Genomic DNA, 26,261 nt, shown 5'->3' with positions numbered 1-26,261 from the left:
GTCAGCGGCCGGTGCGGCGCCGCCGGGCGAGGTCGGTGAGCGCCCGGGTGGCGGCGTGGAAACCGCACATGCCGTGGACCCCGCCGCCGGGCGGGGTCGCGGAGGAGCACAGGTAGACCCCCTCCAGCGGGGTCGAGTACGGGTCCAGACCGAGGACGGGCCGGAAGACCTGCTGACGCAGGGTCAGCGCACCGCCCCCGACGTCGCCCCCGACCAGGTTGGCGTTCTGCTCCTCCAACGCCGCCGGCGTCGTCTCGACCCGGGCGAGGACCCGGTCACGGAACCCCGGCGCGAACCGCTCGAACTGGCGGTCGATCCGCTCCCCCGTGCCGCGGTCGGTCGACCCCTGCGGCGTGTGCCCGTAGGCCCACACCACGTGCTGCCCAGCCGGTGCCCGACCGGGATCGGCGACGTCCTGCTGGGCGACGAGCACGAAGGGCCGGTCCGGGTGGCGGCCGCGGGCGACGTCGTCCTCGGCCGCCGCGACCTGCGCCGCGCTCCCGCCGAGGTGCACCGTGACGGCCCCGGCGAGCCGGGGATCGCGCCACGGGACGGGCCCGTCGAGCAGGTAGTCGACCTTGTGCGCGCCCGCGCCGTAGGTCCAGCGCCGCATCTGCGCCGCGTAGCGGGGCGGCAGCGCGGTGCCGGCGATGCGCAACAGCTGGCGCGGGGTCAGGTCGAGCAGCGTCACGTCCGCGGTCCCGGCGACCTCCAGGTCCCCCAGGGTCCGCACGGGGTGGTTCAGCAGGACGGTGCCCCCGTGCTCGGCGAGCTCGGCCGCGAGCGCGGTCGCGATGGCCTGGGCGCCCCCCTGGGGCACCGGCCACCCGGTGGCGTGGGCCGCGGCCCCGAAGAGCATCCCGAACGCCGCCGTGAGCGGACGACTCTGCGGCTGCAGGGCGTGCGCGGCCATCCCGGCGAACAGGGCCCGGGCCCGGTCCTCGCGGAAGAGCGTGCGGTTCACGAGGTTCGCCGGCCAGACGGACTTCACCCCGAACCCGCCGAGCACGAACGGGTCGGCCGGCACCCGCAGCAGCGGACCCATGACCTGGGGGACGAGGGACTCCCAGTGCTTCACGGGCCCGGCGAAGAGCGCCTTCCAGGCGGCGCCGTCCCGGCCGAGTTCCCGCGCCGTCGCGTCGAGGTCGCCCTCGAGCAGCCCGGCGGGGCCGTCGTCGAGGGGGTGGCCGAGTGGGTAGCGGCCGTGCAGCCACCGCAGACCGTGCCGCTCCAGCGGCAGGCTCTGGAAGAACGGGCTCGCCACGCCGAAGGGGTGCACGGCGGACCCGAGGTCGCTGACGACCCCCGGGCCGAGGAGTTCCGCGCTGCGGACCCCACCGCCGATGCTGTCGGCGGCCTCGAGGACGGTGACCTCCAACCCGGCGCGGGCCAGCAGCACGGCCGCGGACAACCCGTTGGGTCCCGCCCCGACGACGGTCGCGCGTCCGATCACGGTCTGACTCCGGCGGATTCGTCCACGACGCTCACCGTACGGCCACCGCCGAGGCGACCGAGCAGGTCCCTGGCCACGTGCACCAGGTACCAGAGCGCGAGCGCCGCGCCCACCACGACGACGACCTGGTTGAGCCGCGGGACCGCCCACGCCTCCGGGCGCAGCACCGCGCCGACCCCCAGCGCCAGGGCGAGCACCCCCGCCGCGACGGGGGTGATCCGGGCGGATCCGGGGCGGGCCGCCAGGCGCTGCGCCGCAGTGGCCCGGGGGACTTCCCGCCGCAGCAGCGGCGACCGGGCCCAGAGCACGAACGCGGCGTAGGTCACGACGTTGCCGGAGAACCCGATGTTCATCATCAGCAGCACGCCGAGGTGGAAGAGCGAGGCGATCGCGATCCCGACCCGCCAGCAGCGCCAGTTCAGGACGGTGAGCACGAGCAGGCCCTCGAGCAGCACGGTGGCGACGTCGACGGATTCCCAGAAGACCCCGTCGTGCAGACCGATGAAGTGTCCGGCGAGCAGGTCCGTCCGGTCGTTGACGTAGTACTGGGTGAACATGACTCCCTGCACCGCATGGGTTCGCGGGTCCAGCCAGCCGCTGAGCACCTTCGGGACGGCGGCCGTCAGGAACCCCAGGCCGACGAGCAGGGCGAGCAGGCGCAGCGGCCACTGCGGGGTCTCGGCGACCGGAGCGCCCGCCCCCCGTCGCAGGGCGTCGACCGACAGCGCGTCGCCCCAGCGCGCGAACGCGAGCAGCACCGGGACGATGACGAGGAAGATGGTGTGGTCGATCTTGCCCAGGCTGTAGACGGTCCCGTACCCGCCCACCAGGGCGAGGGCCAGCACGATCGAGGCGGTGCGGGTGAACAACCCCACCAGCAGGAACCCCGCGCAGGTCCCGACCAGGAGTTCCAGGCCCAGCAGCACACCGTCCGGGGGGACGCTGTGCAGCAACGCGAACGGTCCGGCCGGGCCGTTCACGAAGGAGTCCGGGAACTGGGAGACCCAGCGGAAGCTCGGGGGGGACAGCAGGATCAGCAGCGCGAAGACGATGCGGTAGATCCCCAGGTCGCGCGGGGTGGCGTCGCCGCGGGAGACCCACCGGTCGAAGACCGCTCCGAGCTGGTTCACCGCGCTCCCCCGAGGTCGACGTGGACGTGCCGGCCCTCGGAGAGGACGCGGCGGGAGCCGTCGGTGACGGAGTAGCCGACCTGCTGCCACTGGACGTCGAAACCCGTGACGGGACCGCCGGGGTCGTCGGCGAAGCGTTCCCGCAACCACGCGACCGTCCGCGGGTCGTCGGCGGTGGCCTGGTCGCGGAAACCCCGGCTGAAGACGTACCGCGGCAGGATCCCGGTGGGCGGCAACGCATCCGCCATGGACATCGCCCGGGTGCGTCCGTCGGCGTAGTCGAGCGTGACCACCGCGTCGGTGGTCGTCGCCTCGCCCCCCGTCAGGGGTACACCCCCGAACGAGGGCTGGTAGAGACCGGGGTAGGGCTCCCCCACGACCTCCCGGACCACCACCTGGACCGGGAGCGCGCACAGGGCGAGCACGAAGACGGTACGGACCGCGCGACGCCGGGTGGGCGACGCGGAGGGCGAGTTCGTCACGCGCCGACCATAGGACGCGACTGTGCGTCACACCCCGCTTTTCGGGAAGAAGTTCTAGAGAACTTCCCCGTCGGCCAGGACGGTCGCTGCGGCGACGTCCCACCGCTCGCGCCAGTCCCCGATCGGCTCGACCCCCACCCCGGACAGGTTCGCGGTGGACAGGACCGAGAACGCCGGACGAGGGGCCGGACGCACGAACTCCGCGCTCGTGGTGGGTTTCAGCTCCACGGCGTCGAGGCCGGCGGAGGCCAGCACCGCACCGGCGAAGTCGAACCACGAGCACCGACCCGCGGCCACCGCGTGGTACGTCCCCGCCGGGGCCTGCGCCGCCACGAGCCGCAGCAGCAGCTGCGCCACGTCCCGGGTCCAGGTCGGCTGCCCGACCTGGTCGTCGACCACCGACAGCGCCCCGCGGGCCCGCCCGACGGTGACCATGGTCTTGGGGAAGCACCCTCCGTGCTCGCCGTAGAGCCAGGCCGTCCGCACGACCAGGGCGTCGGCCCCGCTGGCCCGCACCGCCCACTCCCCCGCGGCCTTGGTGCGTCCGTAGGCTCCGCGCGGGGTCGGCAGCGCGTCGGGGGCGTAGGGCTCGTCGGCCTCGCCGTCGAAGACGTAGTCGGTGGAGACGTGCAGGAACCGGGCACCGGCGTCCCGTGCGGCCAGGGCCAGGTTCCGGGCTCCGACGGCGTTCACCGCGAACGCGGCACCCTCCTCGGACTCGGCCGCGTCGACGGCCGTGTGCGCGGTGCAGTTCACCAGGACGTCGGCAGCCCCCACGGCCCCGACGGCCCGACGGCAGGCCTCGACGTCGGTCACGTCGACCTCGGCCCGGGTGAGCCCGACGACCTCGTGCCCCGCCGCGCGCAGCACCTCCACGACGTCGGTGCCGAGCATCCCGCCCGCTCCCGCCACGATCCAGCGCACGCGGTCCCCCGTTCCTGAGTTCGGAACTCCCGGCCCCGGGCGTTCTCGGGCGACACCCTACGGTGACCGTGATGTCACGCACAGCCCTCCGTCTGCTCCGGACGAGCAGATAGGGTCCGCCACGTGCAGACACGCGAACTGAGCATCCCCGGCGCCTGGGAGATCACCCCCCGCCAGTTCGGCGACGACCGGGGAACGTTCATGGAGTGGTTCAAGGAACCCGCCTTCACCGCCGCGCTCGGCCACGGCCTGCACCTCGCCCAGGCGAACTGCTCCGTCTCGGCGGCCGGGGTCCTGCGCGGTGTGCACTACGCCGATGTCCCTCCGGGACAGGCGAAGTACGTGTTCTGCGCGGCCGGCGCGGTCCTCGACGTGATCGTCGACCTGCGGGTCGGCTCGCCGACGTTCGGGCGGTGGGACTCCGTCCTGCTCGACGACGTGGACCGCCGCGCGGTCTACCTCTCCGAGGGGCTCGGGCACGCGTTCCTCTCCCTCGCGGACGGCTCGACGGTCGTCTACCTGTGCTCGGAGGGCTACGCCCCCGACCGCGAGCACGGCATCCACCCGCTGGACCCGGACCTCGCCATCGCGTGGCCGACGCAGGGGCGCGACGGCCGCCCGCTGGAGCTGACGCTGTCCGGCAAGGACGAGCAGGCCCCCTCGCTCGCGGAAGCACTGGCCGCGGGCGCCCTGCCCCAGGCCGACGTCGTCGCCGCCCACGTCGCCGGACTGCGCGGCGAGGCGGTGAACCGGTGACCGCCGAGCACCCCGAACACCAGCCGCTGCGGGGGCTGCGGCTGGCCGTCCTCTTCCCCGGCGACGCCACCGACCCGACCGTGCGCTCGGGCACGCCCTACGGCGTGCTGCAGGGCCTGCGTGGCTGGGGGGTCGACGTCGTGCCGCTCGACGTCCGGCCCGGGGCGAGGGTCGAACGCTACGCGGCGGCCGCGCTGGCCCCGCTGCACCGCGGTGGCGGCGCCGGACGCCCTGCGCGCGAGCGGTTCCAGCGCGGCTACAGCGCCGCCCTCGTCGGGGCGCACCTGGCCGCCGGGCGCACGGTCACCGGTCAGCGACGCCTCGACCGGCTCGAGGGCCTGCACGGCGTCGTCCAGCTCGGTGGCGGCTACGAGGTCCGGACGGCGCTGCCCCGGGTCGTCTACGACGACATGACCGTCGCGCAGGCGCTGCGCTACCCCTACGTGAACTGGGAGACGATGCGCCGCCGCGACGTCGACTCCCGCCTCACGCTGCAGACCCGCGTCTACCGCTCCGCGACGACGTGCTGCATGACCAGCAGCTGGGCGGCGGACTCCGCCGAGCAGGACTACGGCGTCCCCGCCGAGCACGTCCGTGTCGTCGGGGCGGGGACCCACGAACGACCCCGGACGCCGGCGCGCGAGCAGACGCCCCCGCGCTACCTCTTCGTCGGGCTGGACTTCACCCGCAAGAACGGACCGCGCGTGCTCGAGGCGTTCGCGCGGGTCCGGGCGGTGCACCCCGACGCGACCCTCGACGTCGTCGGCGGGCACCCGCCGATCTCGGCCCCCGGGGTGCGCACGCACGGGAGGATCCCGCGCCGGGAACCCGCCGGGCGGGCCCGCCTGCAGCAGTTGTTCGACGACGCCACCTGCTTCGTGATGCCGTCGCTGTACGAACCCGCCGGAGTCGTGTTCACCGAGGCCGCCGCCGCCGGGCTGCCCAGCATCGGCGGTTCCAACGGGGGGTCCGCGGACTTCATCGGCGACGGTGGGGTCGTCGTGGAACCCACCGACACCGACGCCGTCCACGCGGCCATGCTGCGCTTCGCCGACCCCGTGGTGGCGGCCGGGACGGGCGCCCGGGCCGCGGCCCGTTCGCCCCTGTTCACCTGGTCGGCGCTGGCCGCCCGGTTGGTGCGCGGTCTGGAACTCGGCGGCCCGTTCGCGGCCGACGTGACCGACCTGCCGGACTTCCTGCCCCGTCACCCGCGGGCCGGCCACCCGGCCTGACCCGCGGGTCACGACGACGGGTCAGCGGACGGTTTCCGCCACGATCTCGCGCAACTGCGCCGCCCGGTCGTCCCAGGTGTTCGCCGCGGCGTAGGTCCGGCGTTCCGCGCGGGTCCGGGCGGGTTCCGCGAGCGCGGCCTCGACGAGCTTCGGCAGGTCGCGCGAGGGCAGCGAGAAGTGCACCAGTCCCTCCGGGAACTCCCCCAGCGCCGGGCAGCCCGTCGCCGCGATGGGGGTCCCCGCGCGCAGGTAGTCCCAGATCTTCAGCGGCGACGCGTACTGCTGCCACGGGTCGTCGACGTAGGGGACGGTGCTGCAGTCCAGCGCCTCGACCCAGGCGGGAACCTCGGTGTTCGGCACCGGCGGGAGCAGGTGCACGTTCGGGCGCCGCAGCAGGGCGTCGAGCTCCGCGCGGTCGATCCGCTGGCTGACCGGGCCGATGAGCAGGACGGAACCCCCGGGGTTCCGGTCGGCGACCTCGCCCAGCGCGGCGTGGTCCCAGCGCGAGTCGACCCGGCCGACGGCCCCGATCAGCGGCCGCGGGAAACGTTCCAGGGGTTCGGGAACCGCCTGCACCGCAGTCGATCCGAAACGTCCCGCGAGGGACCCGTGGCGCAGCAGGCGGGCTGTGACCCCCTCCTCGGCCAGTCGGGCGACCAGGCGCGTCGAGATCGCGCAGACCACGTCGGCGATCTCCCAGGTGCGTCGCTGGCGTTCGCGGATCACCTGCGCCGACAACCCCGTGAGGTGCGCACCGGCCTCCAGCCAGTCCTTGACGATGGCGACCTTCACCGCGCCGCGCGGGATCCAGGTGCTGTCGTCGAAGGCCGCCGCGGTCACCACGACGCCGACGTCGAGCCCGGCCGCCTTCACCGCACGCGCCACCTGCGCGCGTCGCCACGGCGCCGAGGCGCGGCGGACCAGGGCGTTCTCCTTCTTCGGCAGCGACGAGGTGCGCACGACCGTGACCTCACCCTCGGTCCGCGTCGGAGCGGCCAGGAGTTCCACGACGCCGCGCACGGCCCGCACCCCGCGCCGGCGCTTCAGCACCGTCAGGACGCTGAACGCCGGGTCGACGAAGAGGACGCGGCCGTCGCGGCTCAACGCCTCGGCGAGGTAGTGCTCGGTGAGCCACGTCTCGTCCCAGGGACTGCTGCCGTAGAACACCACGTCCTGGCCGCTCACCGGCCCACCTCCTGGGAGTTCACGACGGGTTCGGGGAGCTCGACGCTGCGCGGTCCCGACCGGGGGCGCAGACCGGTCGCGAGGTTCACCCCGACGAACAGGACACGCGCGGTGGAGTACGCCGCGACGTAGCGGAGCGTCGCGGCAGGGGTCGGGCGGAACTCCTTCGCCGCGGCCGGCCGGGCCAGGCCCACCACCCCGAGCCGGACGTGGGCCGCGGCGACACCGAGGAAGTGGCGACGGCCGCGGGAACGGGAGACGTCGACGTCGCGACGGCCCCGGGCCACCCGCAACGTCTTGCCGCACATCTCCTTCCACGTCGCGCGGGCCGGGTGGTCGACGACCGCGTCCTCGGCGTAGACCTGCTTGCCTCCGCTGCGCGCGACCCGCTGGCCCCACTCCGCGTCACCGCGGGAGGCGAGGCGGGCGTCGAAACCCCCGACGTCGTCGAGGGTCGTGCGCCAGGTGAGGACGTTGGCGGTGACGGCGAAGTGCTGCTTGGCCAGGTAGTCGCGCTGCGGGAACGCGTGCGCCGCCTCGTAGACCTCCCAGGCCGTCACCGGGTGCCCCTCCCGGAACACCAGGTCGACGCGGCCGCCGACCATCGCGACGTCGGGCTGCGAACGCAGCGCGGCCACCCCCCGGGTGATCCAGTCCGGGTGCGGCCGGCAGTCGGCGTCGGTGAAGGCCACGACCTCCCCGCGGACGTGGGGCAGGGCGGCGTTGCGGGCGCGGTAGGAACCCGGGACCGGTTCGTGCAGCAGCCGGACCCGGGGGTCGGGCGGCAACACGGCGGCGACGTCCTCGGTGGAGGCGTTGTCGACGACGAGGACCTCGATCAGGTCGCCCGGGTAGTCCTGCGCGAGGAGGGCCTGCACGCAGGTGCGCAGGAGGGCGGTGCCGTCGTGCACGGGGACGACGACGGAGACCCTCGGGAGGCCCCCGGGGAGACGGCCGGGTTCGGAGGGGTCACGGGTCGTCTGATCGGGCGGGGTCACGGCGCGAGGATGCTACGCCAGGTCATCTGAGCGCAACGAAGCGTGTGCAACCATGCGGCGACGAGCGAGAGGAGCGACGACCCCCGTGAACAGCTCGAACCCCAGGTCCACGAACATCCCGAGCCTCCGGTCCGTGGACGTCATCGTCCCCACCAAGGACGATCCCCGGTTGATCGACTGCGTCCGCGCCGTCCTCGCCCAGGACCACCCGGCCGATGCCCTGCGCGTCATCGTCGTCGACAACGGTTCCGCCCGCCCGCAGCGCCAGGTCGCCGACCTCGACCCCCGGGTGGAGTTCCTCGTCGAGACCCGCCCCGGCTCCTACGCCGCCCGCAACGCGGCACTCGCGGTGGCGAAGGGCGACGTCCTCGCCTTCACCGACTCCGACACCCTGCCCGACCCCGGGTGGGTCTCGGGTGCGCTGCGGGCGATCGAGGCCGGCGCGAAGGTCGTCGCCGGGCGTGTCCGCGTCTACGCCCGCGACGACACCCGCCCGCACCCCGTCGAGGCCTTCGAGGTCGTCAACGCCTTCCGCCAGGACCGCACCGTCCCGCGGGGTTTCGCGGTGACCGCGAACATCGTCGTCCCGCGCGAGGTCCTCGACGTCGTCGGCCCGTTCAACGCCGACCTCCCCTCCGGCGGGGACGCCGAGTGGTGCGGCCGGGCCGTGGCCGCGGGTTTCCCCCTCACCTACGTCGACGACGCCGTCGTCGCCCACCCCGCGCGGGAGTCCTACGCGCAGGCGTGGAAGAAGCTGTGCCGGGTCCAGCACGGCCGGCAGTTGCGCGTCCGCGCGGGCGAGAACCCGCCGGGTGAGTTGTCGCTCAAGGCCTTCGCCCCCCCGGTGGGCTCCGTCCTGCGGGCGCTCCGGGCCCGGGAACTCTCGGGGCCCCGCAGTCGCGCGGCCTACGTCGTCGGGGCGTTCTACATGCGCTACGGACGGGCTGCGGCGGCGGTGAAGTACCGCTGAGCACCGCCGGCCGCGTGGACGCGGTGAGCATCGCCCGCGAGCGCCGTTCCCGTCGGCGCCGGCTCGGGTCGTTGCCGACGCTGGTGGTCGAGGCGCTGCGGTTGTGCTGGAGCGCCCGTCGCCGCGACCTGGTCCTGATCTTCGGCGTGCAGCTGCTGGGGTCGGCCCTGGTCGCGGTGCAGGTGCTGGTGGGGCGCGAGGCCCTGACCCGCGTCCTGGGCGGTGGGGGCGGCGCGACGAGCGGCGCGACGAGCGGCGCTGAAGGCGATCTGCTGCGGGCCGCCGCGGGCCCGCTGGTGACGCTGGCCGGGGTGAGCCTGCTCGCCGGGCTGGCGGGGGCGGTGCGCGGGCAGCGGATGCGGCTGCTCTCGGAGGCCGTGCAGCGCGCGGTCTGGGACCGGGTGCTGAACACGACGACCCGGGTGGGCCTCGACCGCTTCGACGACCCCGCGTTCTACGACCGGCTGCAACGGGTGACGACGAACGCCGTGTCGCGCCCGGTCGGTGTCGCCCAGGGCCTCGTGGGGATCCTCGGTGGTCTCGTGGGGTCGGTCGGGCTGGTGATCGCCCTCTGGACGATCCAGCCCGTGCTGCTGCCGGTCCTGGTCCTCGCGGGGGTCCCGCTGCTCCTGCTCACCCGTCGCGGGGGACGCCTCGAGTTCGACTTCGCCGTCGGGCAGGCGACGGCCTACCGGGTCCGGACCTACGTGCGCTCCGCGCTGACGGGTCGCCGCGAGGCCAAGGAGGTCCGGGCCTACGACCTGGCCGGTGACCTCCGGGAGCGCTACGACGACCTGCTCGACCGCTACCAGCAGGACCTCACGGCGCACGTCGGTCGGCGGATGCGGTTGACGCTGCTCGCCCAGGTGCTCACCGCGGCGAGCGTCGTCGCGACGGTGGCGATCCTGTTGTGGCTGGTGGACTCGGGCCGGATGACGCTGGCCGACGCGGGGGCGGCCGGTGCGGCGGCCCCGTTGCTGGCGTCGCGGTTGCAGACGCTGGCGAGCGGCGTGGGGAACGTGCTGGAGTCGGGGTTGTTCCTGGACGACCTGCACGGGTTCCTGGAGCTGGGCGCCGAGGCCGCGCGCCCACCGGGACCGGCGGCCGGTGCCTTCGAGGAACTGCGCGTCGACGACGTCGTGTTCGGCTACCCGCAGGGTGGCGGGCCGGCGCTGCAGGGGGTCTCGCTGTCGGTCCGGCGCGGTGAGGTCGTCGCCCTGGTGGGGGAGAACGGGTCGGGGAAGACGACGCTGTCGAAGCTGATCGCCGGGTTGCTGCGACCGGACTCCGGTGCGGTGCGCTGGAACGGGGAGGACGTCGCGGGTCTGGACGAGACCTCGGTGCGCGACCAGATCGCGGTGGTGTTCCAGGACTTCGTGCAGTGGCAGTTCAGCGGGCAGGAGAACATCGCCGTGGGCCGGACCGGGCGCGGCGACGAGGCCTCCGCGGTGCCGGCGGCCGCCCGCCAGGCCGGTGCCGACGACCTGCTGCGGCGGCTGCCGGCGGGCTACGCGACACCGCTGAGCGCGGAACTGCCCGGCGGGGTCGACCTCTCGCTCGGGCAGTGGCAGCGGGTGGCGCTGGCCCGGGCGTTCTACCGCGGGGCGGACCTGGTGATCCTCGACGAACCCACCGCCGCCCTCGACGCCCGCGCCGAGGCGGAACTCTTCGCCGGGATCCGCGAGCTGATGGCGGGGCGGACGGTCGTGCTCGTCTCGCACCGGTTCTCCAGCGTGCGCGAGGCCGACCGGATCGTGGTGCTGCGCGAGGGACGGGTCGACGACACCGGGACCCACGACGAGCTGCTGGCCCGGGGCGGGCTGTACGCGGAGCTCTACACGTTGCAGGCGCAGGCGTACCAGACGGAGGTCCTGCCCCCGGGGAGCGCGGGGCGTCACGCAGCGCAGTGAGGATCGCGCTGCCACAGAGTCGTCCTGCACTTACTCTGTGCTCGTGAATGAACGGGGTCAGTCGCTGGTCGCGGTCCGGGCGGACGAGCTGGCGTGGAACGAGGTCGACGACCAGATCGTCGTCCTCGACACCGCCACCTCCACCTACCACGCGGTGTCCGGAGCCGGGGTCACGCTGTGGCCGCTCCTGGTCGAGGGCACCACGCGGGCGGACCTGCTGGTCCGGCTGACCGACACCTTCGACGTCCCCGCCGAGCGCGCAGAGGCCGACCTCGAGGCCTTCCTGGACTCCTGCGCCCCGCTGCTGCGGACGACCTGACGTGCACCCCACCCGTCGGGCGCTGCGTCGCACCGGGCGCCGGGTCGGCCGGCGGCTGCGCCTGGCCCGCGGCGGGGGGCTGAGCGCGGCGTGGTGGGCCGACCGCTCGCTGCGCACGGTGCGCAGGGTGCTGCCCGAGGACGGGTTGCGGACCCGGGTCGTCCCCCCGAGGGATCTGCCTCCCCAGGCCCTGGCCGCCGTCGAGGCCGTGCTGAGCCGGCGCGGGGCGACCTGCCTGCAGCGCTGCCTCGTCGTGCAGGCCTGGTTGACGGCCCACGGTGAGCACCACGAGATCGTCGTCGCCGCCTCGGTGGCGGACGGCTTCGCGGCGCACGCCTGGCTGGACGGGCACGACGAGGACGAGAGCGCGACCTACCGCGAGCTGACGAGGGTCCCGGCCCTGCGGTGACCTCGGCCCTCCCGCACGACCCGCTGCTGCGGCTGACCCCGCTGGAGAGCACCTGGGGCATGCCCCTCGGGCCGCAGCCCGGGGTCGAGCCCCTGACCCTGCTCCCCCGGACGCCGTCGCGGGGTCCGTCACCGCTGCGCACCGCGGTGGAGACCGTCGTGCTGCCCGCGCTGCAGCGCGCTCCGTGCGTCGTGAGCTTCTCCGGCGGCCGCGACTCCTCCACCGTGCTCGCGGTGGCGACCTCGGTCGCCCGGCGGGAGGGGCTGGCCGACCCGGTCCCCTACTCCCACCGCTTCCCGGCCGTCGCGGACTCCCACGAGGACGACTGGCAGGAACTCGTCGTGCGCCACCTCGGCCTGGAGGAGTGGCAGCGCCCGACGTGGACCGACGAGCTCGACGTCCTGGGCCCGCACGCGCGCACCGTCCTGCGGCGCGACGGGGTGCTGTCCCCGTTCAACGGTCACCTGCACGAACCGGTCTTCGCTGCGGCCCGCGGGGGGTCGGTGCTCACCGGGATCGGCGGCGACGAGCTCTTCTCGCAGGTCTCGCGCTACCCCGTCGTGCGGGTCGCGGCCCGTCGTGCGCCGATGCGGTGGCGTTCGCTGCCGAACCTCGGGTTCTCGGCCGCGGCGCCGAGGTCGTGGCGGGCCCGGCGCGGTGGCCGCCACCTCGACCTCGACTACGACTGGCTGCGCCCGGGCACCGCGCGGGAACTGCGGCGGGCCAACGCCCTCGACGCCGCGGCGCAGCCGCTGCGCTGGGACGTCGCCGCCGCGACGTGGACGTGGCCCGGGCGGGTCCTGCAACTCCCCCGCCGGGCCAAGCAGCGGATGGCGCAGGCCCACGACGTCGTCGTCGAGCACCCCTTCGCGGCGGCTCCGGTGCTGGTCGCGGCCGCGGCGACCTGGGGCTGGTCCGGCCCCCGCGGTCGCAGCGGGGAACTGCTCGAGCACTTCGGCGACCTGCTGCCGCGGGAACTCCTCACCCGTGAGACGAAGGCCGGGTTCAACGGGGCGTTCTGGGCCGGACCGGCGGCGGAGTTCGCCCGCGGCTGGACCGGGAGCGGGGTCGACACCGACCTCGTCGACCCGCAGGCGCTGCACGCGCAGTGGAGCTCACCGGCCCCGGACCTGCACACCCTCACCCTGCTGCAGCAGGCGTGGCTCGCCGTGCACCCCACCGGCTGAGCTCGCGCCCGAGGGTGTGCGCCGCCCGGTCGACCTCGGCGAAGCGCTGCGGACGCTGGAACCGCACCGTCGGCAGGGCCAGCAGCCGCAGCATCCCGCGCTGGTCGGCGGGCGGGAGCTTCAGCGCCAGACCTTCCAGCAGGGCCGGCCACCGCTGGTCGAGGGGGACCTCGGTGACGGCGAGGTGGTCGCCCCAGGCCAGGTGGACGAGGCCCGCCAGCTCCAGGTCGTGGTCGAGGCGGTCGTCCCGGCCGCTGCCGGGCAGTTCCACCCGCCAGCGCCGGCGACGGCCCACGACGCCGATGTCCTCGCCGACCCCGTAGTGCTCGGCGGTGGGACGGCGCAGGTCGATGCAGCGCGGCCCGGGCAGCACCCGGGCGCCGTCGAGGACCAGGACGTCGTCGGTCACCAGCGGGTAGCCCGCACCCACCAGGGAGTACATCGCGGTGCTCTTGCCGGCCCCGCGCTCCCCCAGCACCGCCCAGACCCGTCCGTCGACGACGACCGCACCGGCGTGCAGGGCGATCCGGCCCGTCCAGTGGGCGACGGTGACGGCCGTGGAGGCCAGGTGGGGGTGCACGACCTCGAGGTCGGTGGGCAGGGTGCTCGCCCGGAACGTCGTCGTCGCGGACGCGCGGTCGATCTCGACGTCACCGCCGTCCATCGCCAGCACGGCCCGCCGGGAGTCCACCGCGGTCTCCACGGGGGTCCGCCCCTCGACCCGGGTGCGCTCGATGCGCCAGAGGGTCTCGTCGCCACGGGCGGGGTGCAGCAGGTGCGTGGCCCCGCGCAGGTCGGGCAGGGCGAGTCCGTAGGCGACGGGTGCCCCGGAGGTGGTGGTCATGGGAGAAGACAAGCAGCCCGTTCCCCCACGTGCCGCACCACCCGGGAAGATCCCTACTCTCCGTTGAGATGATCTTGACGAAGAGTGCCCAAGGATGCCCCAGGTGCAGTAACGTCCGATGGACCGAGTGTCACGTTTCGGACGCACCGCCACCACGTACCGCTGGACCGCGATGCCTCAGGAGGCAACCATGGCCGAGCACTACACCGCTCCGCGCCTCACGACGCTGGGATCGCTCGCCGAGCTGACCCTGCGGAACAAGAAGTTCGGCACGCGCAGCGACGGCGACTTCCTCTGCGAGGACGACGGCAGCACCGCCACGCTGTACACCGTTTCCTGACGCCCCGCTCCTGAGGAGGACCCCGTGACCCAGCCCTACCAGGCCCCCACCCTGACCACCCTCGGCTCGCTCGCCGACCTGACGCTCTCGGGCAAGCAGTTCGGGCAGAAGAGCGACGGCGACTTCCTGGCCGGGAAGCCCCTCTACTCCGTCTCCTCCTGCGACTGCTCGATCCCGAGCTGAGCACCGACGCTCCGCGCAGCACCAGGGGTCCCCACCGCGTCCGCGCGGCGGGGACCTTCGTGCGTGACCGCCTGCGCGCCATCGCCGCCAACCCGACCGGGGTCGAGACCGAGGTGCTCGCCGAGGTGGTGCACCACCACCGGATCGGGCCCTCCCTCGACCACCTGCTCAAGCACGCCGACGACGCCGCCGCCGTCGCGCACCTGCGCGCCGCGACCCGGCCGAGCGTGTTCGCCCAGGCCGGACGCCAGCTCCCGGTCCAGCTCGACCTGAAGCTCGTCGCCGAGGCCCTCGCCGGCTTCCCCTGGGCCGTGCTGAAGGGCCCCGCGGTCGCGGCGACCGTCCACGGTGGCGCACCGCGGGAGTTCCACGACCTCGACGTCCTCGTCTCCCCCGCCGCCTTCGGCGACGCCCTGCGCGCGCTGGAGTCGATCGGCGCCCGCGCGATGGACCCCGACTGGGCCGGCATCCGCGCCGCCCGGGCCGGGGAGATCGCCGTCGCCCTGCCGCACGGCACCTTCCTCGACCTGCACTGGCACCTGGTGAACCGCCCCTCCCGTCGCCGGCGCTTCGCCGTCGACGTCGACGCGATGCTCGAGCGCACCCGCGACATCACCCTGCTCGGCACCCGGGCCCGCGTGCTCGACGCGACGGACCAGCTGCACCACCTCGCGCTGCACGCCTGCCTGTCCGGGGCGTGGCGGCTGCTGTGGTCCTACGACCTGCGCCTGGCGAGCTCCGGGGCCGACTGGGAGCGACTCCGCGAGACCGCCGGAGCGGCAGGTACCGGGCTCGCGGTCGCCCTCGCGCTGGACAGAGCGCGGCAGGTGCTGGACGCGCCCGTCCCCCGACGGACGTTGCGCGCCCTCTCGGGGTCCTCGCCGTGGCTCGCGCTCGGCGCGGCGGTGACGACGGTGCGCCCCCCGCACGTGGTCGGCGACGCGGCGCGCAACGGGGCGGTCCTCTACCAGAGCACGGCGGGGACGGGCCGGGCCAGCGCGACCGTCCTGGTCTCGGAGGCTCGGCGCCGCCTCGCCCGATCGTCCGCTCCCCGGCCCGCCGTTCCGGCGGGACCAGCAGCGCTGAGCGACGTGGTCGTCGCGGAACGCGAGGGCTACCTCCTCGATGTGGTGAACGACACCACTCGTTGAGGTCTTGCAGCAACGCACGGTAAGTTCCGTCGCGCCACACGCTGATGTCTGGTGGTCCGGCAACCGCAGGACCGAACCCGACTCGGCAGGAGGAGACCACGACGTGAGGAAGACGCGTCCGCACACGTTCCGGAGGCTCACCCGGTGAGCGCCACCCCGTCGCTGCGCACCAAGGCCGCCCACGGCGTTCTCTGGTCGGCGATCCAGATCTGGACGGTACGGGCCACCACGGCCGGGGCCTTCATCGTCATCGGACGACAGCTGCAGCCGGCGGAGTTCGGTCTCGTGGCGCTGGCGATGTCCGTGATCGGCGTCCTGACCCTGCTCAGCGACTCCGGCCTCGCCACGTTCATCGTCCGGCAGAAGGACCTGGACGAACGCACGCGGAGCACCGCCTTCTGGACGAGCATGGGCATCGCCGTCGTGCTCGCCGCCCTCCTGGCCCTGCTGGCGACCCCCGTGTCGGCGCTCTTCGGCACACCCGCCCTCGCGCCCGTGCTCAGGGTCCTGTCCCTGGGCGTCGTGCTGACCGGGTTGAACAGCGTCCCCACCGCGTTGCTGCGCCGGGAGATGCGGTTCAAGTCCCTCGCCGTGCGCGGAACGATCGCCACCGTGAGCGGCTCCGTCGTCGCGATCGTCCTCGCGCTGATGGGCGCGGGCGTCTGGGCCCTCGTCGCGCAGTCCCTGCTGCGCGGTCTCATCAGCGTCGTCATCATCTGGACCTCGGCCCACTGGTTCCCGAAGCAGCTGCCCCACCCCGCGACGTCGCGCGCGATGCTCTCGTTCGGGACGAAGCTGCTGAGCATCGACCTGCTGATCCAGGCCCGCGACCGGGGTGAGGAGTTCGTCCTCGCGGGCATCTCCGGCGCCACGACGCTGGGCTACTGGTCGGTGGCGACGCGCCTGATGCGCATCATCCAGGAGACCGGTTCCTCGGTGATCAGCTCGGTCACGACGCCGACCTTCGCGAAGCTGCAGGACGACCGCCCGCGGCTCTACCGCGCCTACGAGACGAGCATGACGGCGGCGGGGATGGTCATGTTCCCCGCGATGCTGTTCCTGACCGTCACCAGCACCGAGCTCATCCCCTTCCTCCTCGGGAAGCAGTGGGCCACGACGGCGACGGTCGCGCAGATCACGACGCTGACCGCCGTCCTCGGGGTGTTCAGCTACTTCGACCGTCAGGTCGTCGTGGCGATCAACCGGCTCCGTCCCGAGATCGTCCTGGTCGCCGTCATCGTCGCGACCCACCTCGGACTCACCGCCCTGACCGCCTCGCACGGCCTCGTCGCGGTCGCGCTGGCCCTCTTCGCCCGGACCGCCGTGTTCCTGCCGATCCGTCAGATCGTGCTGCACCGCGTCGCCGGGGTCCCCTACCGCTGCCTGGTCCAGCCGATGCGTGTCCTGCTCGCCGCCCTGATCATGGCCGGGGTCGTGGTGCTGGAGCTGCAGTTCACCGGCGGGCTGCCGACGTGGGCCAGCCTGCTCGTCGCGGCGGTGACGGCCGGCGTCGTCTACCTGGCGGCGCTGCTGCTGGTCGCCCGCCCGGTCGTCCGCGAGTTCGGCGGCGACCTGCGCCGCCTCCGTGGCGGCGGTCGCAAGAACGCCGCGTCCCCGCCCGAACCCGGCGCCGTCGCCAACCCCGCGGGCGACGCCCCGGACGGCGAGACGCTGGAGACCAGCCTCGAGGAGAACTCCCCCGCCGGGGTCGCGGACGTTCGTGACGGGAAGCAGGTGTCGCGTGGCTGATCCCGTGGTGAGCCCGGTGGTGAGCGTGGTCGTGCCCTGCCTGAACGTCGTCGACGTCGTCGACGCGCAGTTGAAGGCGCTGGCCCAGCAGGACCTCGGGGCGCCCTTCGAGGTCCTCCTCGCCGACAACGGCAGCAGCGACGGTCTGCGGGAGCGCGTCCCGGACTGGGCCCGGACCTTCGGGCTGGACCTGCACTGGGTGGACGCCTCCGCCGTCCGCGGGGTGTCCGCGGCCCGCAACGCCGGCCTGCGGGCCGCCCGCGCCGACCTCGTCGCCGTGTGCGACGCCGACGACGAGGTGGTCCCCGGGTGGTTGCGGGCCCTGGTCGCGGCCGCCGTCGACGCGACGGTGGTGGGCGGGGTGAACGAGACCACGCAGGTCAACGACGCGATCCGCACGACCTGGCGACCCGGTCCACCCGCGGGACGGCTCCCGACGAAGCTGGACTTCCTGCCCTACGCCGTCGGCTGCAACCTCGCGGTCCACCGCGACGCGGCCCTCGCCGTCGGCGGCTGGGACGAGACGTACGTGGCCGGCGGCGACGACGTCGACTTCAGCTGGCGGTTGCAGCTCGCGGGGCACGAGCTCGCGCTCGCCCCCGGGGCAGTCGTGCACTACCGCTACCGCACCGACCTGCGGGGCACCGCGCGTCAGTTCCGGCACTACGCCCGCAGCGAAGCCCGGCTGCTGCGCGACTTCCGCGAGCAGGGAGCCCGGCCCAGCCGCCCCTCCCGCTCGGCGCGCGAGGCGAAGTGGCTGGTGCGCCACGCCCACCACCTCGCCCGCGACGAGGCTCAGCGCGGCCGGTGGATCTGCCGCGCCGCGACGCTGCTGGGGCGTCTCGAAGGGGCCCGGACCTACCGCTGCTGGGTCGGCTGAGGCGTTGCGAGCGAGGCCAGGGCGCCCTCGACCCCGTCCCAGTCGGCGGCGAAGGCGCTGGTGGGGTCCTGAGCGGTCCAGGTGTCGTAGAGGGCCCGGATCTTCCCGAACTTGTCGTTGACGACGACGTGCGGGATCTGCAGGAGGGTGCAGAGCACGTGACCGTGCAGCCGGTCGGTGACGACCTGCTCCCCGCGCGAGAGCAGCGCGACCGCCCGGTCGAGGTTGGCCTGCGCGAGGCCGTGCAGCACGCGGCGGTTGACGGTGGCGAGCGCACCCGAGGCGGTGCGCCGCTGCTGGGCGTTGACCCGCTTGCCGAGACGGAGCATCAGGGCCGACCGACTGGTGGCGGGGGCCTGCAACCAGTCGAAGGTCTCGCCCGCCACCGTGTCGAGAGAGGCTTCCTTGTCGGTGCGCGCCTGCACGACCCGCGGCACCACGGCCGCGCGCCGCGGCAACGGCCCCAGCGCGAAGGCGAGGTCGGGCACGAGGTGCACGGGGCAGTCGAAGTCGCGCACGGCGATCTCGTGGCTGCGCCGGTCGCGGACCAGCAGGGTGAAGGCACCGTGCTCGCCGACGGCGCGGCGCAGTTCCTCGCGGTGGGCCTCGTCCACGTACTCGATCGACTGCGGCAGCTGGACGAGGTCGCGGCCCTTGGTCTGCTCCAGGACGCGGATCCGGAGCTTGTGGTGGGTCGGGTAGAGCCCGCCGAAGTTGCCCCCCGCCTGGATCACCATGAGGGAACCGGGGTCCACCAGGTGCGGCCGGAACGAGACCCGGTCCAGGACGCGCACGACCGGCCGCTGCAGGTGCGCCGCGGCGGCCTCGAGACCGAGGTGCAACGCGGCGTCCCCGCAGTTGAAGTGCATGGGGTAGTCCAACGCCGTCCAGCGCGGCGCGTCGGGCAGCACCTCGCGCAGGGTGGAGAGCAACTGCTCCCGCAGGCCGTTGACGTGGGTGGCCGCGTCGGCGGTCATCGCGTTCCTCCGGAGAACTGGTCGGTGGTCTGCTCGGCCCGGTGGCGCAGCCGTTCGTAGAACTCCACGTGCGCCGCCGCGACGGCCGGCCACTCGTGGGCGGAGAGGTCCGGCGCCCCCGCACGGGACAGCCGCCGCAGGGCGTCCTCGAGCACGGCCGTGGTCAGCTCGCCGTCGAACGTCGTCAGCCATCCCGGTCCCACCTGCTCGGCGAGCTCGGTGAAGACGGGCGTGCGGGGGGCGAGGACGGGACGACCGGCGCTGAGGCAGAGCAGCACGGACCCGGAGTTGAACACGGCCCGGAAGGGCAGCACGGCGAGGTCGCAGGCGGCGAGGACGGCGTCGACCCGCTCCTGCGGCAACCGCTCGAGCAGCAACGTGATCCGCGGGTCGAGCGCGGCGACCGCCTCCAGCCGCGACCGCAGCGCCGCGTTGTCGCACCCCCCGCCGACGACGAGGCGCAGGTCCTCGTCCGTGCTCGCGGTGACGGCGTCGACGAGGTCCTCGACCCCCTTGTACGGCTTGATGCGGCCGACCAGTCCCAGGATCCTGGCTTCCTGCGGCAGCCCCAGCCCGGAGCGGGACGCCGAGCGGTCCGGGTGTCCGATGACGCCGGCGTAGGTGCCGTGCGCCACGACGGCCCGGGGTTTGCCGCGCAGCGCCGGGAACGCGACCTCGGTGGGCTCGATCCCGCTGCGCGACAGCGAGATCCACCCGTCGACGAGTCGGGGGAAGACCTGCCACAGGAGTCGCTGCAGAGCCGGCCGCCGACCGTCGTGGGCCCGCAGGTTGTGGACCGTCCAGACGACCGGGACACCGTGGCGACGGGCGCTCACCAGGGCCGCGAAGAGGTTCTTGAGCCGCCGCAGCGTCCACTGCAGCTTCGCCGCGTTCAGGGGCATCTCGGGCCAGTGCACGTGCACGACGGAGGTGTCGTCGAACTCCCGGGTGCCCAGTTCCACCACCTCGACACCCTCGGAGCGCAAGCCCGCGACGAGCATCGACAGGTAGGGGTTCACCATGTCGCGGTCGGGGGCGGGGTGGAGGTGGACCAGCAGCCGCGGGGTCACGGAGTTCCCTTCCCGGCCCGGGACGCGAGCACCCCGAGGACGACCATGAACACCAGCGTGGGCTGCTGGAACGAGGTGAGGTCGCTGGTCAGCGAGCCCATGAGCACCACCGCGAGGACGGCGAGCAGCGCACGGTTCAGGCTGCGGTGCGCGGGGTCGGAGCCGATGAGGCTGCGGTCCCAGGCGACGCCCGCAGCCAGCAGGAACAGCGCGGCGAACACCAGGGTCCCGACCGCACCCCCACCGATGATCGTGTTCAGCCAGGTGTTGTCGAGGTAGTTCCCGCCGGTGTCCGGGCGGTAGACGCCCATGCCCAGACCGAGCGCCGGGTTCGCCCGGAACAGCTGCTCGACGACGACGTAGTCGTCGAGGCGGCCCGTGACGGAGTTGTCCTCCTGGGCGGTCGTGAAGATCTCCACCAGCGACTGCACGAGGGCCGGCGCGAGCACGAAGAAACCGACCACGGCGGCGGCCCCGACCAGCGCGGCGACGAACTTCTGGACCGCGGGCCAGATCGAGACCGCCACGACGAGGGCGATGACGACCCCGAGGACGGCGGTGCGCGAGACGGCCAGCGGCACCCCGACGACGAGCAGGACCGAGGCCACCGCGGACCAGCCGCGGGCGGTGCGGGTCAGCGCGTAGCGGGCGTAGTGCAGGGCCAGCGGCAGGGCCGCGGTGGTGGCCAGCGAGAACTCGATGGGATGCTCGCTGGTCCCCCGGGCCCGGGTGAAGTCCAGTCGGCTCAGCTCCCGCAGGGTCGCGGTGTTCTCGACGAGTCCGCTCATCCGCGCGATCGAGGCCCAGCTGGGGATCAGCCCGGCCATCCCGGCGAGCGCGACGAGGACGGAGAACGTGGCCCCGACGACGATCCAGCCGAGGATGCGGTCCATGTCGGCGCGGTCGCGCACGAGCATCCAGACGTAGAGCGCGACCCCGGCGGCCCCGAGCACCGCGATGAGCGAGCGCAGCGCACCGGCGGACTGCCCCGCGTCCAGCGGGTGCATCACGGCGACGCCGTAGCTCCACGTCGCCGCGCCGAGGTAGAGCGCGATCGCGCCCCCGACCACGGACCAGCGCGGGGCGTCGTCGTCGCTGCGCCGACGCGAGGCGGCCACGAAGGTCAGCACCGCCAGCGCCAGGCAGACCAGCGAGAAGATGCGTGCGGGGCTGCCGTTGGAGCGCAGCGGCCCGGGGACGACGAAGTTGCCCGGGACGAGGAACGCGAAGGCGATGACGGCGACCGGCAGCCACGACACCCGCACCGGCCGGGGCCGGTGGGGGACGTGCCGCGTGGGGTCTGCGACGGTGCGGGCGACCGAGCGCCCGATCGTGGCCAGGCTCACGCGGGGATCAGGGACGGGGGCCGGCGGAGCTCGCGCGTTCGCGCGACTCACGGCTGGACCCGTTCGACTCACGCACGTCGATGCGAGGTTCCTCGCCCGTGCTCCCGACCGCCGCGGGGTCCTCCGTGCTCAGCGGCGCGCCGTCGACGACCGCGGTCCCGGGGGTGGAACTGCGCCCCGCCGCCCGGTCACGGCGGCGACGGATCGCCCCGACGATCCCGGAGAGGATCAGGTCGACCAGCACGATGGCGACGATCCCGGCGACGAGACCGCCCAGGCCGACGGCGCCGACGGCGCGGGCCCGGTCGGGGTAGCTCTCGACCGGCCCGTTGACCGGGGTCGACTGGATGACGATGAAGAGCGCGTTGTCCGGCGCCTGGACGGCGTGCTGGACGTCGAGCAGGTTCTGCGCCGCGGCGCCGAGGGCCGCCTGCAGGACCGCTCCGCCCTGGTCGGGGGTCGCGGTGACCGCGGTGACGGTGAAGAAGGTCTTGCTGCCCGAGGTGCTCGAGGCCTCCGCCGCGCTGAACTGCGCGTCGGGGAAGGGGGCCATGAACCCGGCCTGCAGGCTGTCGGTGTTCAGCGACGTCGAGATGGTCTGGGCCAGCGTGGTGGCGCCACCGGAGAGCGAGAACGGGTTGCTGGGGCCGGGCTGCGTCCCCTGCGGGAGCTCGGGCTTCGGCGTGGAGAGCGCGACGCTCGGCGTCACCAAGAACGTCGTGGACGTCTGGTACTCCGGCTCGGCCTGGTTCCAGGCGCCACGGGCGAAGTACACGACGACCGCGAGCACCACGATGGTCAGGTACCAGCGGTGCAGCAGCACCCTGGACAACGATCCGATGGTCACAGGCGGTCTCCTCGGCCTCTCGAGCACACAGGTCCGGTCGGAGGATCGTTCGGCCGGGAAGAGAGCGTCGTTCCGCCGAACGGCTCCTCTGCTGGACGACGCAGAGCATTGCACAATCACCTGTCCGTAGCGAACATCCCCAGTGACTGGGCCGATCGGGCGGCCTCGGCGCCGTGGTTTGATGACGAGGTCCGCGCTCGAGAGGTGACCGTGTTCCCGCTCCCCCCGTCCCGTCCCCTGCGACTCCTCGGACCGGTGCTGGCCACGCTGGCCCTGGCCCTGACCGCCTGCTCCGGCGGCGCCTCCACGGACCGGTCGTCGACCTCGGAGGACCGCAACGCTGCCCAGCGCGAGCGCCTCACCCAGCAGGCCCGTGGGCTCGGCATCCCCGACGGCTACCCCGGGCCGCAGAACACCGGTGTCCCGCTGGGCACGGCGCTCACGGACTCGGGACCGGTCACGGCGGACCGGGACGGGCAGGTCGTGGAGAACCTGAACATCACCGGCTGCCTCTCCATCAAGGCCAGCAACGTGGTGGTGCGCAACGTGAAGCTGACCTGCGGGGGCAAGCAGCGCGCGATCGTCATCGAGGGGTCGCGCAAGGGGATCGTGATCGAGGACTCCGAGATCGACGGGGCCGGCACGACGGAGGTCGCGATCGGCTGGGGCGGGTACACGCTGCGCCGGGTGAACGTCCACGACGTCCAGGACGGCCCACGGCTCGGTGGCGGCGTCACGATCGAGGACAGCTGGATCCACGACATGGTCCGCAAGGACGACTTCCACAGCGACGCCCTGCAGGCCAACGGCGGCACCGGGATCGTCGTCCGGCACAACACGTTGATGCCGACCGAGACCTCGACCGGCGACGTGCTGAACTCGGCGATCCAGCTGGGGGCGGAGGCGGACAGCGGCACGCTCTCCGACATCACGATCGAGGACAACTACCTCGACGGCGGCAACTACACGATCAACGTCCGCAGCGACGCCGGGATCTCGGGGATCGTGCTGCGCGACAACGTCTTCGGCACGTCGGCGCGCTACGGACCGCTCATCGCCCCCGAGGAGAAGGTGGACGTCGACGACTCCAACAACCTCCGCGGGACGACGACGAAGATCAAGGAAGTCCAGCCCTGATTTCACCCGTTCGTCGTAGCCAGGCGACCCTGAGTGGCCTGACTGCTACGGTGCGCGCGTGAGCGATCGGGTGGGTTCCGCCGGCAGCGTCGTCATCCCGGCGCACGACGAGTCCGCGGTCATCGACCGCTGCCTGCAGCGCCTCGACCTCGCCCGCGGCGACCTCGAGGTGGTCGTCGTCGCCAACGCCTGCACGGACGACACCGCCGAACGGGCCCGCGCCCACGGGGTGACCGTCGTCGAGACCGACGTGGCCGGCAAGGCCAACGCCCTCGACCTCGGGGACGCGGCGGCCACGACGTTCCCCCGCGCCTACCTCGACGCCGACATCACCCTCGACGCAGACGACCTGCGCCGCGTGCTCGACGTGGTCCGCGACGGTCCGGCCCTGGCGGCCGCCCCGCGCCTGCACGTCGACGTCACCCACTCCTCCCCGGTGGTGCGCGCGTACTACAAGGTGTGGACCGCGCTCCCCTACGTCACCGACGACCTCATCGGCTCCGGGGTCTACGTGCTGTCCGCGGCGGGACGCGCGCGCTTCGGCCGCTTCCCGGCCGCGACGGGCGACGACACCTTCGTCCGGTCCCTCTTCACCCCCGGCGAGCGGGTCGGGGTCGCGGGGACGCGGTTCACCGTCCACCCGCCGCGCACGCTCGAGGCCCTGCTGGCGATCAAGACCCGGGCCCGCTTCAGCGTCGCCGAGCACGCCCAGACCTCCTCGACGGGATCGCAGGCCGCCCCGGCCTCGGCCGGTCGGCGCCTGCTCACCTCCCCCGCGGTGTGGCCGGCGGTCCCGGTCTACGCGGCGGTGGGGCTGCTGACCCGGCTCCGCGCCCGCCGACGGCTCACCGCCGGCACGGACGTCGCCTGGGACCGCGACACGACCTCCCGCCCCACGCCCACCGCCTGACCTGGAGGCCCCTCGTGCCCACCCCACCCGGACGCTCCCTCAACAAGCTGCGCTGGCTGCGCCAAGGCCTCGTGGGGACGAAGCGCTTCGTCTTCACCCGCGTGTGGGGCATGGACATCCACCCCACCGCGACGTTCAGCCTCTCGGCGAAGTTCGACAAGACCTTCCCCCGGGGCATCCACGTCGGGGAACGCAGCTACGTGGCCCTCGAGGCCATCGTCCTGGCCCACGACATGACGCGGGCGAAGAAGACGCACACCCGGATCGGGCGGAACTGCTTCGTCGGGGCCGGCGCGATCGTGCTGCCGGGGGTCACGATCGGCGACGGGTCGATCGTCGCGGCCGGTGCCGTGGTGACCAAGGACGTCCCGCCTCGCTCGATCGTGGCGGGGTCCCCGGCGAAGGTGATCCGCAGCGACATCACCGTCGGTCCGTACGGACGGCTCCAGAAGGAGCAACCCGCACCGGCTTCGTGAGCGGTGGGTGACGCCTGCGCCCGGCTGGACGCAACGGCTCACGGAGGGTGACGCGAACCGGCCTTCGGCGACCCGTTCGCGTCACCCGCTGAGGGGATGGCGGTGAGGTGCCCCGCGACCCGATGCCTTGGAGGACGACAACGTTCTCGAGACATCACCCCAGCGGAGGCACCCCGTGTTCACCACCCGACGTACCTGGCGCTGCGCCCTGGCCGTGCTCGGCACCGCCGCGGTCATCGCCTCGACCCCGGCGCCGGCCCTGGCCGCGAGCTCCTCGCCGTGGATCGCCTACAACGGCACCTCCGTGAACAACGCCCGCGTCCCCGCGAGCACGATCGACATGACCACCCGCTCCCCCAAGGCCTTCGACACCGTGACCTACGTGGTCTCCGGCAAGGTCGTCAGCGCCACCGCGAAGGCCGCGCAGCTGGCCGACGGCGACTGGGCCGCCACCACCTCCGTCGACCTGTCCGGTTTCGCCGGCCGGATCAGCCTCACCGCGAAGATGGTGAGCGGGAAGAGCAGCAGCAGCGTCGCGAAGTCGCTCCGCGTGGTCGACCCCTCCACCAACCTCGGTTCCGGCAACGGCGCCACCGTCGACCGCCCGACCCGCACCGCCCGCGCCCAGTACAGCGACGGCCGTCCCAACGCCTTCACCACCGGCCTGCGCGGCGGCGCTCCCGCCCGCAGCCAGACCGGCGACCTGACCATCACGGCCGACGGCACCGTGATCGACGGCGTCCTGATCAACGGCTGCCTCGTCGTGAAGGCCAGCAACGTCACCATCCGCAACAGCAAGGTCGTCTGCAACCGCAAGGGCCGCCAGCTGGCGATCAACGTCGCCGACGGCGCGAAGAACCTCGTCATCGAGGACTCCGAGATCGACGCGACCGGCACCGACGTCGGCATCGGCTGGGGCAACTACACCCTGCGCCGGGTGAACCTCCACGGCTCGGCCGACGGCGCCCGCTGGGGCACCAACGTCACCATCGAGGACTCCTGGATCCACGACATGTCCCGCGAGGACAGCCTGCACTCCGACGCGATGCAGACCACCTCCGGCGCCAACGTCGTCATCCGGCACAACACCCTCGACCCGTCCAACAACGGTGACCCGCTGAACTCCGCCATCATGATCGGCACCGAGACGGGCCAGCAGTCGCTGAAGAACGTCCTCATCGAGAAGAACTTCCTCGGCGGCGGCTCCTACACCGTCAACATCCGCAGCGACGCGAACATCTCCGGCCTCGTCGTCAAGGGCAACACCTTCGACGACAACAGCCGCTACGGGGCGATCGTCGCGCCCACGGGCAAGGACATCGTCTTCACGGGCAACGTCCTGGGCTGGACCGGCGCGGCGGTCACGATCGACCCGCGCTGACCCTGCCCGGCGGGG

General features: G+C 73.5%; 27 protein-coding genes. 16 read left to right on the top strand and 11 right to left on the bottom strand.

What is annotated here, in order from left to right; translation table 11 throughout:
• Nucleotide 1 precedes the first annotated feature (1 nt).
• Genes OG218_RS21035 through rfbD form a run of 4 tightly spaced genes read right to left on the bottom strand, consistent with a single transcriptional unit; the run spans nucleotide 2 to nucleotide 3,989 of the window.
• Nucleotides 2-1,453: a phytoene desaturase family protein gene (locus OG218_RS21035; RefSeq protein WP_328295171.1), complete on the bottom strand. Its 1,452-nt coding sequence runs from the start codon at nucleotides 1,451-1,453 to the stop codon at nucleotides 2-4.
• Nucleotides 1,450-2,583 carry an HTTM domain-containing protein gene (locus OG218_RS21030; protein WP_328295170.1) on the bottom strand — a complete coding sequence of 378 codons (1,134 nt, stop codon included), beginning with the start codon at nucleotides 2,581-2,583 and terminating at the stop codon, nucleotides 1,450-1,452. The genes OG218_RS21035 and OG218_RS21030 overlap by 4 nt, the downstream gene beginning before the upstream one ends.
• Nucleotides 2,580-3,065 (bottom strand): hypothetical protein, encoded by a 486-nt coding sequence (locus tag OG218_RS21025; protein ID WP_328295169.1) that lies wholly within the window; start codon nucleotides 3,063-3,065, stop codon nucleotides 2,580-2,582. The genes OG218_RS21030 and OG218_RS21025 overlap by 4 nt, the downstream gene beginning before the upstream one ends.
• Before the next feature lie 54 nt (nucleotides 3,066-3,119).
• Nucleotides 3,120-3,989 (bottom strand): dTDP-4-dehydrorhamnose reductase, encoded by an 870-nt coding sequence (gene rfbD, locus OG218_RS21020; RefSeq protein ID WP_328295168.1) that lies wholly within the window; start codon nucleotides 3,987-3,989, stop codon nucleotides 3,120-3,122.
• 123 nt (nucleotides 3,990-4,112) lie between these two features.
• Here rfbD and OG218_RS21015 point away from each other — a divergent pair, with 123 nt between their 5' ends.
• Together OG218_RS21015 and OG218_RS21010 are read left to right on the top strand one after the other, a co-directional pair.
• A complete protein-coding gene (locus tag OG218_RS21015; protein ID WP_328295167.1) occupies nucleotides 4,113-4,745 on the top strand; it encodes a dTDP-4-dehydrorhamnose 3,5-epimerase family protein in 633 nt (210 codons plus the stop codon).
• Nucleotides 4,742-5,977 carry a glycosyltransferase family 4 protein gene (locus tag OG218_RS21010; protein ID WP_328295166.1) on the top strand — a complete coding sequence of 412 codons (1,236 nt, stop codon included), beginning with the start codon at nucleotides 4,742-4,744 and terminating at the stop codon, nucleotides 5,975-5,977. The genes OG218_RS21015 and OG218_RS21010 overlap by 4 nt, the downstream gene beginning before the upstream one ends.
• Nucleotides 5,978-5,998: 21 nt before the next feature.
• Here OG218_RS21010 and OG218_RS21005 read toward each other — a convergent pair whose 3' ends face one another.
• Together OG218_RS21005 and OG218_RS21000 are read right to left on the bottom strand one after the other, a co-directional pair.
• Nucleotides 5,999-7,162 carry a hypothetical protein gene (locus OG218_RS21005; RefSeq protein ID WP_328295165.1) on the bottom strand — a complete coding sequence of 388 codons (1,164 nt, stop codon included), beginning with the start codon at nucleotides 7,160-7,162 and terminating at the stop codon, nucleotides 5,999-6,001.
• Nucleotides 7,159-8,160, bottom strand: coding sequence for a glycosyltransferase (locus tag OG218_RS21000; protein WP_328295164.1), 1,002 nt, complete (start codon nucleotides 8,158-8,160; stop codon nucleotides 7,159-7,161). The genes OG218_RS21005 and OG218_RS21000 overlap by 4 nt, the downstream gene beginning before the upstream one ends.
• 133 nt (nucleotides 8,161-8,293) lie before the next feature.
• Here OG218_RS21000 and OG218_RS20995 point away from each other — a divergent pair, with 133 nt between their 5' ends.
• The 5 genes from OG218_RS20995 to OG218_RS20975 are packed head-to-tail and all read left to right on the top strand — an operon-like array spanning nucleotide 8,294 to nucleotide 12,955.
• Nucleotides 8,294-9,130, top strand: coding sequence for a glycosyltransferase (locus tag OG218_RS20995; RefSeq protein WP_328295163.1), 837 nt, complete (start codon nucleotides 8,294-8,296; stop codon nucleotides 9,128-9,130).
• Nucleotides 9,131-9,153: 23 nt separating this feature from the next.
• Nucleotides 9,154-11,040, top strand: a complete 1,887-nt coding sequence (locus OG218_RS20990) for an ABC transporter ATP-binding protein (RefSeq protein ID WP_328295162.1) — start codon at nucleotides 9,154-9,156, stop codon at nucleotides 11,038-11,040.
• 43 nt (nucleotides 11,041-11,083) lie between these two features.
• Nucleotides 11,084-11,359 (top strand): PqqD family protein, encoded by a 276-nt coding sequence (locus OG218_RS20985; protein ID WP_328295161.1) that lies wholly within the window; start codon nucleotides 11,084-11,086, stop codon nucleotides 11,357-11,359.
• Nucleotide 11,360: 1 nt separating this feature from the next.
• Nucleotides 11,361-11,768, top strand: a complete 408-nt coding sequence (locus OG218_RS20980) for a hypothetical protein (protein WP_328295160.1) — start codon at nucleotides 11,361-11,363, stop codon at nucleotides 11,766-11,768.
• A complete protein-coding gene (locus OG218_RS20975) occupies nucleotides 11,765-12,955 on the top strand; it encodes an asparagine synthase-related protein (protein WP_328295159.1) in 1,191 nt (396 codons plus the stop codon). The genes OG218_RS20980 and OG218_RS20975 overlap by 4 nt, the downstream gene beginning before the upstream one ends.
• Here OG218_RS20975 and OG218_RS20970 read toward each other — a convergent pair.
• On the bottom strand, nucleotides 12,909-13,799 hold the full coding sequence (locus OG218_RS20970; protein ID WP_328295158.1) for a hypothetical protein: 891 nt from the start codon (nucleotides 13,797-13,799) through the stop codon (nucleotides 12,909-12,911). The genes OG218_RS20975 and OG218_RS20970 overlap by 47 nt on opposite strands.
• A gap of 190 nt (nucleotides 13,800-13,989) precedes the next feature.
• On the opposite strand from OG218_RS20970, the gene OG218_RS20965 reads away from it, so the two are divergent.
• The 5 genes from OG218_RS20965 to OG218_RS20945 all read left to right on the top strand — a co-directional run bounded on the left by OG218_RS20965 (nucleotide 13,990) and on the right by OG218_RS20945 (nucleotide 18,102).
• Nucleotides 13,990-14,139, top strand: coding sequence for a hypothetical protein (locus OG218_RS20965; protein ID WP_328295157.1), 150 nt, complete (start codon nucleotides 13,990-13,992; stop codon nucleotides 14,137-14,139).
• Nucleotides 14,140-14,163: 24 nt separating this feature from the next.
• Complete coding sequence (locus tag OG218_RS20960; RefSeq protein ID WP_328295156.1) at nucleotides 14,164-14,322, top strand: lasso RiPP family leader peptide-containing protein; 159 nt, start codon at nucleotides 14,164-14,166, stop codon at nucleotides 14,320-14,322.
• A 59-nt stretch (nucleotides 14,323-14,381) separates the two neighbouring features.
• On the top strand, nucleotides 14,382-15,473 hold the full coding sequence (locus tag OG218_RS20955) for a nucleotidyltransferase family protein (RefSeq protein ID WP_328295155.1): 1,092 nt from the start codon (nucleotides 14,382-14,384) through the stop codon (nucleotides 15,471-15,473).
• 144 nt (nucleotides 15,474-15,617) lie between these two features.
• Nucleotides 15,618-17,222: a lipopolysaccharide biosynthesis protein gene (locus OG218_RS20950; RefSeq protein WP_328295154.1), complete on the top strand. Its 1,605-nt coding sequence runs from the start codon at nucleotides 15,618-15,620 to the stop codon at nucleotides 17,220-17,222.
• Nucleotides 17,215-18,102: a glycosyltransferase family 2 protein gene (locus tag OG218_RS20945; RefSeq protein WP_328295153.1), complete on the top strand. Its 888-nt coding sequence runs from the start codon at nucleotides 17,215-17,217 to the stop codon at nucleotides 18,100-18,102. The genes OG218_RS20950 and OG218_RS20945 overlap by 8 nt, the downstream gene beginning before the upstream one ends.
• Here OG218_RS20945 and OG218_RS20940 read toward each other — a convergent pair.
• The 4 genes from OG218_RS20940 to OG218_RS20925 are packed head-to-tail and all read right to left on the bottom strand — an operon-like array spanning nucleotide 18,081 to nucleotide 22,342.
• The gene (locus OG218_RS20940; protein ID WP_328295152.1) at nucleotides 18,081-19,079 is read right to left on the bottom strand and encodes a polysaccharide pyruvyl transferase family protein; all 999 of its coding nucleotides are present in this window, start codon (nucleotides 19,077-19,079) and stop codon (nucleotides 18,081-18,083) included. The two genes, OG218_RS20945 and OG218_RS20940, sit on opposite strands and share 22 nt — an antisense overlap.
• Entirely contained in the window at nucleotides 19,076-20,149 is a 1,074-nt protein-coding gene (locus OG218_RS20935; protein WP_328295151.1) for a glycosyltransferase family 4 protein, read from the bottom strand. The genes OG218_RS20940 and OG218_RS20935 overlap by 4 nt, the downstream gene beginning before the upstream one ends.
• Nucleotides 20,146-21,495, bottom strand: a complete 1,350-nt coding sequence (locus tag OG218_RS20930; RefSeq protein ID WP_328295150.1) for an O-antigen ligase family protein — start codon at nucleotides 21,493-21,495, stop codon at nucleotides 20,146-20,148. Before OG218_RS20930 ends, OG218_RS20935 begins: the two co-directional genes overlap by 4 nt.
• A gap of 7 nt (nucleotides 21,496-21,502) precedes the next feature.
• Nucleotides 21,503-22,342 (bottom strand): hypothetical protein, encoded by an 840-nt coding sequence (locus tag OG218_RS20925; protein WP_328295149.1) that lies wholly within the window; start codon nucleotides 22,340-22,342, stop codon nucleotides 21,503-21,505.
• 210 nt (nucleotides 22,343-22,552) lie between these two features.
• Here OG218_RS20925 and OG218_RS20920 point away from each other — a divergent pair, with 210 nt between their 5' ends.
• The 4 genes from OG218_RS20920 to OG218_RS20905 all read left to right on the top strand — a co-directional run bounded on the left by OG218_RS20920 (nucleotide 22,553) and on the right by OG218_RS20905 (nucleotide 26,246).
• Entirely contained in the window at nucleotides 22,553-23,479 is a 927-nt protein-coding gene (locus OG218_RS20920) for a hypothetical protein (RefSeq protein WP_328295148.1), read from the top strand.
• Nucleotides 23,480-23,537: 58 nt separating this feature from the next.
• The gene (locus OG218_RS20915; RefSeq protein WP_328295147.1) at nucleotides 23,538-24,389 is read left to right on the top strand and encodes a glycosyltransferase; all 852 of its coding nucleotides are present in this window, start codon (nucleotides 23,538-23,540) and stop codon (nucleotides 24,387-24,389) included.
• Nucleotides 24,390-24,403: 14 nt separating this feature from the next.
• A complete protein-coding gene (locus OG218_RS20910; protein WP_328295146.1) occupies nucleotides 24,404-24,865 on the top strand; it encodes an acyltransferase in 462 nt (153 codons plus the stop codon).
• A 175-nt stretch (nucleotides 24,866-25,040) separates the two neighbouring features.
• Nucleotides 25,041-26,246 (top strand): right-handed parallel beta-helix repeat-containing protein, encoded by a 1,206-nt coding sequence (locus tag OG218_RS20905; RefSeq protein ID WP_328295145.1) that lies wholly within the window; start codon nucleotides 25,041-25,043, stop codon nucleotides 26,244-26,246.
• Nucleotides 26,247-26,261: the final 15 nt, after the last annotated feature.

Source organism: Kineococcus sp. NBC_00420 (genome assembly GCF_036021035.1).
Classification (GTDB): Bacteria; Actinomycetota; Actinomycetes; order Actinomycetales; family Kineococcaceae; genus Kineococcus.
Note: the sequence above shows the minus strand (reverse complement) of the source record. Positions and strands in the feature narration are given on the sequence as shown.